The sequence below is a fragment of the Yersinia alsatica genome, assembly GCF_902170305.1.
In the GTDB taxonomy this organism is placed as follows: Bacteria; Pseudomonadota; Gammaproteobacteria; order Enterobacterales; family Enterobacteriaceae; genus Yersinia; species Yersinia alsatica.
Window position 1 is genome coordinate 471,392 of sequence record NZ_CABHWW010000011.1, and the last position, 12,747, is coordinate 484,138.

Sequence of the window (12,747 nt, forward strand, 5' to 3'; positions counted from 1 at the left end):
ATGGTCATAAGCATATCAATTGAGTCTAACTTCTTAATTTTCGATAGACAAACAGCACGACCAGCGAACCGATGACAGCTACGACAAAGCTACCGATGTTAAACCCATCAACTCTGCCCATACCAAAGAAGGTACTAATATAGCCCCCAACCAGAGCACCTACTACCCCAAGGATTACAGTCATAATAAAACCACCGCCATCCTCTCCAGGCATAATCCATTTAGCCAAAATACCGGCAATCAGGCCAAAAATAATCCAAGATAGTATGCCCATAAAACCTCCATAAAATTAATTTTCACTGACAGCTGATTTGACTATACGGCAAATTACAGCATCTCAAGCGAACATTGTGGTTTCAAGTTTACTGGCTCAAAACCGCTATCATTATTAAGTTAAGACCCGAATAACAAAATCTGCAAATCAGACCAGCAATGTTCAGCACAAAATTAAATAATAGACTCGCGTGGTGTGAAAATATGGTTTACCCCATTCTTCTGTAGTTTTTTCAGCAAATCATACCCACCATTTGGCACCGCATGCGCAGCCTCTCTTTCACTGGCAAAAACCGGGCTAGCCCAATATATATTGACCGGGTCATCCTGCTGGTGAGGCAATATAAGACTGTCTGCATCAGCATAAAGCTCTGATGATAAAATATAGCCTTCATATCCCTGAGGAGCCACGGACGACTCTAACGTATGACCTTCCCCTAGCCAGGTTATTTTGCTCCAGGGAACATGGGCAAAACCAGCCAACGCACTCGCCATATGGATAGCGTTGTCCTCATTGACATATTGGCCGTCAATGGCGATAGCCATTTCAAAACGGCGGTATTTGGCCGCATCATCATTGAACAGTATTTCAACCCAAGGTTGCGGACGGATACTGACACCCAGTGTCAGAAAATAATATATTCCGTCCTTTTCATGCTGCGATATAGCCATTGGCGGCCACGTTCCTTGGTCGATGGCATAATATTTCACCGATGGACCAAAGTGTTGTTCATAGCATTGAATATATTCAGCTTGGAGTGCAGGCCAAGGGTTACCGTCCTCTTGTTGCCAGGCACGCCAAAATTGACGTGTATTCTGTGCCTGAGCATATTGGACATTGGTAGAGGCTGAGCCCAAAGGTAAAGTCAGCGGGTTATCTTTAATACAACTGGCCGAATAGCAAACCGAATGATCAATATACAAACTCCAACCAGGAATAATCGCCAGCAGTTGCCCTTGATACCATAATGCAGCGCCATCATCACTTTCTGACCAGACTATGGTAATAAATTGTGCATCAAGCTCGGCTTCACCAGCCACATTCCGGCAAAACTCTGCGGCTAATCGCGGAGCCAATCCTTGTTCAAGGGCCGTATTATCCGCCGACAAGGGGGCCGCAACCAAGTTTCTCACCCAGCACGCACGCACCGGAAAACGTTCTTCGAATGCCTCTTGTGGATAAATATAGAAGTACACCACCCGCTGGTCTTGTTGCACCACGGCGACTAATGTTTGGTTTTCATTACTGACTTCGGCCAGTACCTCAGATTCTTTCATATCGCCTCAACTGTTTCGGCAAAGGGTTTCAGGCTAAACACGCTGTATTGCCTGCCGTAAAATAAGTCTATTAGCGGGTTACGTATAATCTCATGCTAATAACTGTCTGATGAATAATGTAAAACATGCTGATGCTAAAACATAACGATAGTGTAAAACGACTTATCCCTTTAAATCATCAGCAAAAGTCTCAAAAATTCTTAGCATCACCATGAATAACTGAACTAGGTATTTCTATAATTGATTCAATATGTTCCTACGAAGATTGCTTTAAATGATAAGGTATTATCTGAATATTAATAACAAACAGTTGATAGTCTAGCGCCTACTTTCACGCTAAAATAAGACCATTATTTATGGCAGAATTGAAGGTTCACCTATGGCATATATCCCGAAGAATTACGCCCGTCTGGAAAGTGGTTATAGAGAGAAAGCTCTGAAGATTTTTCCGTGGGTTTGCGGTAAATGTTCACGCGAATTTGTATATTCTAATCTTCGAGAGTTAACCGTTCACCATATTGACCACGATCACAGCAATAATCCCGAAGATGGCAGCAATTGGGAGATGTTATGCCTTTTTTGCCATGATCACGAACACTCCAAATATACCGAGGCAGACCTTTATGGCTCGACGGTGATTGCGGGTGATGATGCGCAGAATGATCAAGGGGTTGCAACTCATAACCCATTTGCCAATTTGAAATCTTTGATGAAGAAGTAAATCTGTATGGCCGTGGGATATATCACGGCCAATACTGCACCATCAACGCTAAAAACCGAGTAGCTGACGGTATGAGCGGCTTTCTTGTTGTGCTGGCAATAATCCGAGTTTATTAGCTAAATCCCAACATTCGGTCTTTAGGTTATCAAGGATAGTGGCATCATCAGTCATGATGGCTATTTCAGCAAAATCCCCGAGCCCTACCAGGTTATCAATCGTCACGTGAAACTTCCCGACAAAATAAATACTGCGCTGTTTTTCCAGTATAAATGCGGGCTGATATCCTAATGTTGCTAGCATACTTTGTACTTTGCCAATATCTTCAATTTTACTGGCTTCACATCGTTCCGTTCCCGGCCCTTTGACTATCCATAAACGAATACCAGAGGGGTGCATTTCCCGCAAAACCATACTGATCTGTTTCGCAGCTAGATCACCACAATTAGCTTCCAGATAGATATCTTTTTCATGATTATTGATAGTAAAGGCTGTTGCTTGATGAAGGGCTAACTGCGCATGCAATTGGGCGATGTTCGATACATGGAACTTCAGCTCCACCTCATATTTGCCAACAAAATGTTCACTCATGAAATGCCTTATTAATCAGCGCAATTATTACCCTTGATCCTATACCTCATAATGCAATGAGCAAAATTATTATCTATCCATTGAAGAAGATATCTATCCCGTGATCTGAGTGTCTTTTTGTTTAATCATTAGTGTTAGTAATGTTTAAACCACATGATTACGAAAGCCAAATGCGATTTAGATGGCAATAGTGTGAGGTTTTTCACAAAACAAAGGATTTATCAAGAAAGCCAGCCGCCCCTCATGGTTACATCATTGCACCATAATAGCTATGTCATAGAGCCCTGAACTTAGCTGTAACCAGCGCTATAAAAGTCAATGCAATGAAAGGGAGCTGCACGAATGAATCAATACAGTGATGAAAAAACACAAACCTTACTGACCCAGTTGCGGCATATCGTGGGCGCTCGTTACTTGCTAACCGGTGAACGGCAAACTGAACGTTACCGCACCGGTTTCCGCTCAGGAGCAGGTTCTGCCCTTGCGGTAGTCTTCCCCTCGACGTTATTACAGCAATGGCAATTACTACAAGCCTGCGTAGCCGCCGACACCATTGTTATCATGCAAGCGGCGAATACCGGGCTGACAGAGGGCTCTACCCCTAGTGGGGATGATTATGACCGACCCATTGTCATATTGAATACTTTGCGGCTAAATCAAATCCAATTACTGAATGATGGCAAGCAAGTGATTGGTTTCCCCGGCAGTACTCTGAACCAACTGGAAAAACGTTTAAAACCTTATGACCGCGAGCCACACTCAGTGATTGGCTCTTCGTGTATTGGTGCTTCCGTTGTTGGCGGTATTTGTAATAACTCGGGGGGCTCATTGGTTCAAAGAGGGCCGGCATACACCGAGATGGCATTATTCGCGCAAATTGACGCTCAAGGAGAGTTGCAACTCATCAATCATTTGGGAATCAATCTCGGCAATACTCCAGAAGAGATTTTACAACGCCTGGAGCGCGGTAAATATCGTGCTAGTGATATTGACCAAGGTATGCAGCAAGCTTCTGACCATGAATATGCTACACGCGTGAGGGATATTGATGCCTCTACTCCCTCCCGTTTTAATGCCGACCCAAGACGCTTATTTGAAGCCTCAGGATGTGCCGGTAAATTAGCCGTCTTTGCAGTTCGGCTGGATACTTTTCCCAGTGAGAAACAGCAGCAAGTCTTTTATATCGGAACCAATCAAACTCAGGTATTAACCCAATTACGCCGGGCTATTTTACGTGACTTCAAACATTTGCCTGTGGCGGGTGAATATATGCATCGCGATATTTTTGATATCGCCGAAGTGTATGGCAAAGATACCTTTGTGATGATCAACAGTATGGGCACCAATAACATGCCTCGCTTCTTTACTTTAAAAGGCAAGATTGATGCTCGTCTTAGTAAAGTCCCTTTTCTTATCGACCATTTAACAGATCGGATAATGCAAGGCTTCAGCCAGGTGCTACCCAATCATTTACCGAAACGTCTTAAGGCTTACCGCAGTAAATATGAGCATCATTTGATGCTAAAAATGTCTGGTGGAGGCATTCCTGAAGCACAGCAATTTCTGAAAGATTTTTTTGCTACTGCGGAAGGCAACTTTATTACTTGTACGGCTGACGAAGGTAAAAAAGCATTTTTACACCGCTTTGCCGCCGCTGGTGCGGCAGTACGCTATCACGCCGTTCATGCTGATAAAGTAGAAGATATATTGGCGTTAGATATTGCCCTGCGTCGCAATGAAGATCAGTGGTTTGAGACCTTACCGCCAGAAATAGACCAATGCATGGTTGCCAAACTCTACTATGGTCATTTCCTATGCCACGTCTTCCATCAAGATTATATCGTGAAGAAAGGTGTCGATACGCACGCACTAAAAGAAAAGATGCTGGCACTGCTGAGTGATAAAGGGGCGGAATACCCAGCTGAGCATAATGTCGGGCATCTCTATATTGCAAAACCTGCATTGAAAACGTTCTATCGGCAGATAGACCCAACCAACAGCTTTAATCCCGGAATTGGCAAAACCTCAAAACTGAAAAATTGGCAGCAAAAATAACCATGGTGGACAGTGAATTACTCATACTGCACTCATCTAGGTATTATCCGAATTCCGGCGGCAAGTCCCCTGAATCCAGTCAGACAAACTATAGTCATAGTCTGACACCAACCAAGGTTGGTACCACTGACAAATATCGATGTCTGATATGGGATCTAGGAGATAACATGAAAATAATACTGTGGATTATTGCGATCATTTTTATTGTCGGGCTACTGACCATTACTGGCGTGTTTAAATTGATTTTTTAGCAAAATAAAAAACTGCCAATCCAGCACTAATAAGCAGAACTTACAGATTATCTGCAAATTCTGCCACTTAGTTACCTATAGACCCAAAGAACCTGGAGTTGCAGGCAGCAGCCTCGAAGAGGCGAGGCCCAAGGATCGGCCGAGGAATAGAACGCAGCTAGCCCCCTGCAACTTCAAAAGCAAAGGGTAAATTTATTCTGAGAGCTGAGCCAAACGTCCCTGAGAATCCTTTTGCTGACGATAACTTTTCGCTGCACCAGGAATTGGCGCTGCCTTGCCAGTTTCTATCCAGCTACGCAGGCGGTTTGCATCGGCAAAATGGGTATATTTGCCAAATGCATCCAAAACGACCAATGCTACTGGGCGATTACCAATAACAGTACGCATTGCCAGACAGTGCCCAGCTTGATTGGTAAAGCCGGTTTTAGTTAATTGGATGTTCCATTTATCGTTATAAACCAAATGGTTAGTATTACGGAATGGCAGAGTGTAGTTAGGCTCACGGAAAGTAGCCATTTTCTCTGTAGTGGTACTCAACTGCCCAATCAAGGGATATTGTTTGGTGGCGACCAGTAATTTGGTCAGATCACGGGCCGTCGAGACATTATCAATCGACAAACCCGTTGGCTCTACATAGCGAGTTTTAGTCATTCCCAATGATTTGGCTTTCGCATTCATTGCTTTAATAAATGCGTTATAGCCACCGGGATAGTGATGAGCCAAGCTCGCCGCAGCACGGTTTTCCGACGACATAAGAGCCAGCAGCAGCATGTCTTTGCGGCTGATTTCACTGTTTACCCGCACTCGGGAAAAGACCCCTTTCATCTCTTTAGTTTGATGAATATCGACTGAAATAATCTCATCAAGAGGCAATTTGGCATCCAATACCACCATTGCGGTCATCAATTTGGTGATTGATGCGATCGGCACCACTTCATCTGCATTGTTGGAATAAATGACTTTATTTGTTTGTAAATCAATCACCATCGCACTACCCGACGCCAACTCTAGGGGAGCTTTCCCTTTAACTTCACCGGATGTACCACTGGCCGAGGCTAAAGGAACGACACTGATACTGGTAGACAAAAGCAAGAAACTTAATAGTGCAAATCGAATTTTTACATTCATGTTCGTCAGCTTAAATAGGTTGTCGAGAGCCAATGGGGTCGATCCGGCGCATTATAAATTACAGTAATACACTACGCACCATTCATTCTTAAAATGATTGTTACAAAGATTAAAGCTGCCTAATTGCTGCTCAGCGGTAAACATTTATCAAAGAAAGAAAAGCCACCGATTAAATATTATCCTATAATTGCCAACATAAATTTTTTAGATAAAACTAATTTACAGGTGTTTATATGGGAACAACAATTTTTGGTATTCTCTTCGGAGTATTTTTAATCGCCGCCGGTTTAGCTGATATTCATGATGAAAATCTAGCCTCACTGACCTTCTGGGTCGATGCATTATTGATTCTGGTAGGAGCAATCTTCCTATTGGGTATCGCCAAATTTATTGGCCGCAAGAGAAAATAATCGGTTAGATAGCTATTAAAAAAGGCGCTTAAAGCGCCTTATTATTATCGACATTATGCTAAATCAGTCATCACCAACTGAGCTATTTCAAAGTAAATAATCAGACCGGTACCATCAATAAAAGTGGCAATGAAAGGGGCTGAAACCACCGCAGGGTCTATAGATAACCGCTTTAATACCATCGGAATAATGGAAGAGACAATGGCGCTCCACACCGTGATTGCGACCACCGTCAAGCTCACCACGATAGTCACTTCCATCCCCACGCCCAAGAACCAGGCACGGATCCAGGCCGCCAAACCAATGGTCGTTGCCACCATTAGAGAAGTGGAAACTTCTTTGCGCAATACTGCACCGACATTACGTAGACTGACTTCCCCGAGTGCCATAGCCCGCACTAGGGTCGAGGTAATTTGCGTACCACTGTTACCGCCAGTACCAATTAATAGTGGAATAAAGAATGCCAAGGCGATTGCCGCTTCCAGTTGCTCCTCAAACGCTTTTAATACTGTGCCGGTATAAGCTTCCGCGACAAACAGCAGTAATAGCCAAACAACTCGCTTGCGCCATAATGTCACTGGGCTGGTTTGTAAATAAGGCTCGTCGAGCGGCATACTTGCCCCCTGCCGCTGAGCATCTTCCGTGTTTTCATCTTCAATCAATTCAGCAATATCTTGCGCCCGTAATACTCCCATTAATTTACCGTGACTTAATACTGGAACGATATCTAAACCACATTTTGCCAATAAGCTTACTGCCTCGTGACGATCTTGATCTGGCGATACAGAGAAATAACTCTGGTTAATAATCTGAAAAAGTTTTATATCTTGTTGCTCTTCCGTTAGTAAATTCTTAACCGAGAGTAACCCGAGTAAATGCCGATTATTATTCGTCACCAATAATTGTGTTGGTATTTCATTATCGGAAATATTTTGCAAGAAATAGGCTTTAGCCTCAGCGACTGACATATCAGCCGATACCGTAATATAGGCATCGCTCATATAAGCGCCTAAGGTAGATTCTTTATCTTCACCTGGATTGAATGGATGCTGCTTTTGCAATGCTAAGTCGAAATGTGAACTCATAAATGACCCTATTACTGTTATTATTTAACTAAACAGTCCTCACATAGGGGCGTAACCAGATTAGAGAGTGCTCTATGGCTATCTCCGTGTCTAAGTTTTAGCACTATACAACGTATCTGATTTCTCAGAAGTTACTTTGGGTTATACCTTAATCCGATATAGCCTGTCCTAACCTTGGGCGTCTCTGGACGTCGTCAGATCAGTAACCTGTGTTTGTATAGGAGCCTCGCCTAACGAGATACTGCATTTAAAATGCGAGCACACTATAAACGCGATACTTAAATCAAATCAAAAGAATAACCATTCTTGTTTAAGGTATATTTAGGCTTGGGATTTTTATGGCTCGCTATAAAACATAGCTAATTCACACTCGTAAAATAGCCACCGCAATATCTTTCGAGGTTTTTAATGCACGGATTTCACTAAATAAGTCAGTTGCTTCGGCATATTCTTTACGTAAATAACCTAGCCACTGCTTGATGCGGGCAACATGATATAAACCGGTATCGCCCTGTTTCTCTAACTGCACATATTTTTGTAGCAGTTTGACCACTTCCGGCCACGGCATCCGTGGTTCGTTATACTTCACGACTCGACTTAGATTCGGCACATTGAGTGCCCCCCGCCCAAGCATAACTGCATCGCAGCCAGTCACTTTCATGCACTCCTGCGCGCTGCGGTAATCCCAAATCTCACCATTGGCGATCACCGGTATCGTCAGGCGCTGGCGGATCTCACCGATTGCCTGCCAATTGATGCATTCGGCCTGATAACCCTCTTCTTTAGTGCGGCCATGTACCGCCAGCTCAGTGGCACCGGCTTGCTGCACCGCATCGGCAATTTCAAATTGCCGATCACCAGAATCCCAACCTAAGCGAATTTTTACTGTGACGGGCAGATGAGCCGGTACCGCTTCGCGCATGGCTTTAGCACCTTGATAAATCAATTCAGGATCTTTGAGCAAGGTTGCGCCACCCCCACTGCCGTTAACCAACTTTGACGGACAGCCGCAGTTTAAATCTACACCGTAAGATCCAAGCTCAACAGCACGAGCCGCATTTTCTGCCAGCCATTGTGGATACTGGCCTAACAACTGGATACGCACCAGAGTACCAGATGACGTCCGGCTCTGTTGGTGAAGCTCCGGGCATAGCCGATAGAAGGATTTTGCTGGCAATAGCTGATCGACCACCCGTAGAAATTCGGTGATGCAAAGATCATAATCATTAACTTCACTGAGAAGTTCACGCACCAGTGAGTCTAATACACCTTCCATCGGTGCTAGTATTACCCGCATGCTAATTACCCTGACCTCTTATCCGCGCCATAACATCCCGCCAAGTGACGATAAATTCCATACAATATAATGCTAAAAAAGACCGGCAATGATACGGGTGAAGCGAGGTTTAAAACAAGGGATAACCCTGTAATCTGGGGATTCAGATGAAAAAAAACCGCTTCCAAAGAAGCGGTTTCATCAGCGAATACTTTATGACTTATTCGCCGGGATTACGGCTACGACCACGTGAAGATGGGCCTGCCGGGCGACGTTGACCATCAGCCTGGCTGCGTGGGCGGCTGTTACGGCTATCACCGCGACCTGCTGCGCCACCACCATTTTGCGGACGACCGGCGTTGCTGCCACGGCCCATTCCTGGACGTTGCGCGCCACGGCCCTGACGGCCATTTTGAATCGGATCCGCTTTAATGCTTGGGTCCGGCTCATAGCCATCCAGTGCGATACGTGGAATTTCACGTTTGAGCAAACGCTCGATATCACGCAGCAGTTTGTGTTCATCAACACAAACCAATGAAATCGCCTCACCGGTACGTTCCGCGCGGCCAGTACGACCAATACGGTGCACGTAATCTTCCGGTACGTTTGGCAACTCATAGTTAACCACATGAGGTAACTGGTCGATGTCCAAACCACGGGCGGCGATATCAGTTGCTACCAATACGCGAATTTTGCCGTCTTTAAAATCAGCCAGTGCACGAGTACGCGCCCCTTGGCTCTTATTACCATGAATAGCTGCGGCAGTAATGCCGTCTTTATTCAGCTGCTCAGCTAAATGGTTAGCGCCGTGCTTGGTGCGGTTGAACACCAATACTTGCTGCCAATTACCTTCGCCAATCATCTGAGACAATAATTCACGTTTGCGGTTTTTATCCACAAAATGAACACTTTGTGCAATTTGCTCAGAAGCGGTGTTACGACGAGCCACTTCAACTGAAGCAGGGTTGTGCAGCAATTTGCTGGCCAAGCCTTTAATTTCATCAGAGAAAGTCGCGGAGAACAGCAGATTCTGGCGTTTAGCAGGCAGTTTTGCCAATACACGACGGATATCGTGAATAAAGCCCATATCCAGCATGCGGTCGGCTTCGTCCAATACCAAAATCTCAATCTTGGACAGATCAACTGCATTCTGGTGTTCCAGATCCAGCAGACGGCCAGGTGTTGCGACCAAGATATCAACACCACCACGCAATTTCATCATCTGTGGGTTAATGCTAACGCCACCAAATACCACCAGCGAACGCAGCTTCAGGTATTTGCTGTAACTCTGTACGTTTTCGTCAATCTGCGCAGCCAGCTCGCGGGTTGGCGTCAAAATCAACGCACGTACCGGACGACGGCCTTTAATGGGTTGTTGGTTCTGGCTCAGCAGTTGCAACAGCGGCAAGGTGAAACCAGCAGTTTTACCGGTACCGGTTTGCGCACTGGCCATTAAATCACGGCCTTCCAGTACCACAGGGATTGCCTGACGCTGAATTGGCGTCGGCACAAGGTAGCCCTGCTCTTCAACAGCACGCAGGATGTCGGCGTTTAAGCCGAGAGAATCAAATGACATATTACGAAAAGCTCCAGATCTTCCCAATCCCGACGATATCGCCAGGTGCAGTTTCAAGGGAAGATTATCAGACGAGGTATGAATTGAGGCATTACCACGAGGATTGGCACAAACTGCAGTGCACCATTGCGGCTGATTATAACAGATGTTTAGCAAGAAAAGGGATATTTACGCGTTTCTTAAGATTTTTATTAGCGTAAACATCAGGAAAATTGATTTATTACTGGCAATTACCCTGCTTCTGATCACAAAAAAAGGGCTTCTACCCACCATAACTTTACTTAGTCGTAGGGGTGGCCTAAAGTTAATCATATGATTGATTTATTATTTAGCTATCTATTAATATTAGCGAAAATGATCTTCATTGGGTATGGAGCCTATGTCTCACTCTTCAACACCATCAATACCAACCACGCCCCGTGGTGAACAAGCCCGTCAGCAGTTGATTCAGGCCGCAACCGAACTGTTCGGCGAGCAGGGTCTGAAAGGAGCGACCACCCGGGAAATTGCCCAGCGGGCAGACCAGAATATTGCCGCAATTACCTACTATTTCAATTCCAAAGAAGGTTTATATCTGGCAGTCGCGCAACAAATTGCCAACTTTATTAAGCAGGCCTTCGCGCCGCTGGCACAGGAAATTGATCAGTTTCTTCAACTCCCATCTCAGGAGCAAAGTCCAGAGCAACAGCTACACTATATCCGCCGCGGATTACTGGAATTCAGCCATTTAATGACACAACCAGAAACGCTGAATATCAGCAAAATAATGGCTCGTGAACAGCTATCTCCCAGTGATGCATACCTTCTGATACATACCCAGATTATTGCACCACTGCACCAAAAGCTGAATCAGTTGCTGGCTGCATTTATTGGTGCTGATGCTCGCGCCACTAAAACCATTATTCATACCCATGCATTAATCGGCGAAGTTCTGGCTTTTCGTATGGGTCGCGAGACAATCCGCCGACAAGCAGGATGGCTAGATATTGGTGAAGCTGAAAGTGAAATGATTAATCAAGTGCTTATCGAACATATTGACCTGCTTCTCTACGGACTGCGGGCCAAAACATTAGGGTGATGTAATCAATATCAGTAACAGATAGGGAGCATTATGAATCGCAAGAAGATTATAGTGGCCGTCGTTATTGTCGCGTTATTGGCGGCGATAGGTTACGGATGGAGTTATTATCGTCAACAACATGATGCCTCATTGACGTTATATGGCAATGTCGACATCCGTACCGTAAATCTGGGCTTCCGAGTGGCTGGCCGCCTGGCATCTCTATCTGTTGATGAAGGGGATAAAATTCAGCCGGGACAAGAACTGGGTAAACTGGATGATGGCCCTTATCTCAACGCCCTCAAACAAGCGCAAGCTAATGTGCAAAGTGCGCAAGCGCAGCTGGCTTTACTGAAAGCCGGGTATCGGGAAGAAGAGATTGCTCAAGTCAAATCCGAAGTTTCTCAGCGTGAAGCCGCATTCAGTTATGCGGATAGCTTCCTTAAACGCCAGCAAGGGTTATGGGCGAGTAAAGCGACCTCTGCCAACGAGTTAGAGAATGCCCGAACCGCACGTAATCAGGCGCAGGCAAATCTACAGGCATCAAAAGATAAACTTGCACAATATTTAAGTGGTAATCGCCCGCAGGAAATTGCTCAGGCCGAGGCTAATCTGGCTCAGAGCGAAGCCGAGCTGGCGCAAGCCCAACTGAATCTACAAGACACCACCCTGCTCTCGCCATCCTCAGGTACCGTGCTCACTCGCGCCGTTGAACCGGGCACAATTTTGTCTGCCAGCAATACCGTCTTTACCCTTTCGCTGACTGACCCAGTCTGGGTGCGGGCTTATGTGAGTGAACCTCATCTCAACCAGGCCATTCCAGGCACGGAAGTTGAGGTCTTTACTGATGGCCGCCCAAACAAGCCTTATCACGGCAAAATAGGTTTCGTGTCGCCGACGGCTGAATTTACCCCGAAAAGTGTGGAAACTCCGGACTTACGTACTGACCTGGTTTATCGCTTGCGCATTATCATCACCGATGCTGATGAATCACTGCGGCAAGGTATGCCTGTCACCGTCCGTTTTGTACAACCTTAAGGCGGCAT

13 protein-coding genes and 1 riboswitch are annotated in these 12,747 nt (G+C 45.3%); of the genes, 6 read left to right on the forward strand and 7 right to left on the reverse strand.

All coding sequences use genetic code 11. The annotated features are described in order from the left end of the window. Positions 1 to 25: 25 nt before the first annotated feature. Together FTA96_RS08950 and FTA96_RS08955 are read right to left on the reverse strand one after the other, a co-directional pair. Positions 26 to 274, reverse strand: a complete 249-nt coding sequence (locus tag FTA96_RS08950; RefSeq protein WP_050107670.1) for a GlsB/YeaQ/YmgE family stress response membrane protein — start codon at positions 272 to 274, stop codon at positions 26 to 28. Positions 275 to 447: 173 nt separating this feature from the next. After that, positions 448 to 1,551, reverse strand: a complete 1,104-nt coding sequence (locus tag FTA96_RS08955; RefSeq protein ID WP_050122378.1) for a suppressor of fused domain protein — start codon at positions 1,549 to 1,551, stop codon at positions 448 to 450. Between the two features lie 379 nt (positions 1,552 to 1,930). On the opposite strand from FTA96_RS08955, the gene yajD reads away from it, so the two are divergent. Next, positions 1,931 to 2,272: an HNH nuclease YajD gene (gene yajD / locus FTA96_RS08960; protein ID WP_005158894.1), complete on the forward strand. Its 342-nt coding sequence runs from the start codon at positions 1,931 to 1,933 to the stop codon at positions 2,270 to 2,272. 48 nt (positions 2,273 to 2,320) lie between these two features. On the opposite strand, the gene FTA96_RS08965 is transcribed toward yajD, so the two are convergent. Then, positions 2,321 to 2,860 carry a class IV adenylate cyclase gene (locus FTA96_RS08965; RefSeq protein ID WP_145573625.1) on the reverse strand — a complete coding sequence of 180 codons (540 nt, stop codon included), beginning with the start codon at positions 2,858 to 2,860 and terminating at the stop codon, positions 2,321 to 2,323. A gap of 342 nt (positions 2,861 to 3,202) precedes the next feature. Between FTA96_RS08965 and dld the strand changes: the two genes are divergently transcribed. Together dld and FTA96_RS23835 are read left to right on the forward strand one after the other, a co-directional pair. Further along, positions 3,203 to 4,915 (forward strand): D-lactate dehydrogenase, encoded by a 1,713-nt coding sequence (gene dld, locus FTA96_RS08970; protein WP_050107678.1) that lies wholly within the window; start codon positions 3,203 to 3,205, stop codon positions 4,913 to 4,915. 167 nt (positions 4,916 to 5,082) lie between these two features. Beyond that, entirely contained in the window at positions 5,083 to 5,166 is an 84-nt protein-coding gene (locus FTA96_RS23835) for a small membrane protein YohP (RefSeq protein WP_017346848.1), read from the forward strand. Positions 5,167 to 5,358: 192 nt separating this feature from the next. On the opposite strand, the gene pbpG is transcribed toward FTA96_RS23835, so the two are convergent. Further along, positions 5,359 to 6,294 (reverse strand): D-alanyl-D-alanine endopeptidase, encoded by a 936-nt coding sequence (gene pbpG / locus FTA96_RS08975; protein ID WP_050151616.1) that lies wholly within the window; start codon positions 6,292 to 6,294, stop codon positions 5,359 to 5,361. 233 nt (positions 6,295 to 6,527) lie between these two features. Here pbpG and FTA96_RS08980 point away from each other — a divergent pair, with 233 nt between their 5' ends. Then, positions 6,528 to 6,704 carry a hypothetical protein gene (locus tag FTA96_RS08980; protein WP_072077580.1) on the forward strand — a complete coding sequence of 59 codons (177 nt, stop codon included), beginning with the start codon at positions 6,528 to 6,530 and terminating at the stop codon, positions 6,702 to 6,704. Positions 6,705 to 6,757: 53 nt separating this feature from the next. On the opposite strand, the gene FTA96_RS08985 is transcribed toward FTA96_RS08980, so the two are convergent. The 3 genes from FTA96_RS08985 to rhlE form a co-directional block, all read right to left on the reverse strand. Beyond that, positions 6,758 to 7,789, reverse strand: coding sequence for a magnesium transporter (locus tag FTA96_RS08985; RefSeq protein WP_050107682.1), 1,032 nt, complete (start codon positions 7,787 to 7,789; stop codon positions 6,758 to 6,760). Positions 7,790 to 7,864: 75 nt separating this feature from the next. Then, positions 7,865 to 8,034, reverse strand: a riboswitch (M-box (ykoK) riboswitch). 119 nt (positions 8,035 to 8,153) lie between these two features. After that, positions 8,154 to 9,086 carry a tRNA dihydrouridine(16) synthase DusC gene (dusC, locus tag FTA96_RS08990; protein ID WP_087816867.1) on the reverse strand — a complete coding sequence of 311 codons (933 nt, stop codon included), beginning with the start codon at positions 9,084 to 9,086 and terminating at the stop codon, positions 8,154 to 8,156. Between the two features lie 199 nt (positions 9,087 to 9,285). Beyond that, positions 9,286 to 10,641, reverse strand: a complete 1,356-nt coding sequence (gene rhlE / locus FTA96_RS08995; protein WP_050107684.1) for an ATP-dependent RNA helicase RhlE — start codon at positions 10,639 to 10,641, stop codon at positions 9,286 to 9,288. A 370-nt stretch (positions 10,642 to 11,011) separates the two neighbouring features. On the opposite strand from rhlE, the gene cecR reads away from it, so the two are divergent. Continuing rightward, positions 11,012 to 11,719, forward strand: a complete 708-nt coding sequence (cecR, locus tag FTA96_RS09000; RefSeq protein ID WP_375541923.1) for a transcriptional regulator CecR — start codon at positions 11,012 to 11,014, stop codon at positions 11,717 to 11,719. A gap of 33 nt (positions 11,720 to 11,752) precedes the next feature. Next, positions 11,753 to 12,739: a secretion protein HlyD gene (hlyD, locus tag FTA96_RS09005; protein WP_050122385.1), complete on the forward strand. Its 987-nt coding sequence runs from the start codon at positions 11,753 to 11,755 to the stop codon at positions 12,737 to 12,739. The last annotated feature ends 8 nt before the right edge of the window (positions 12,740 to 12,747 follow it).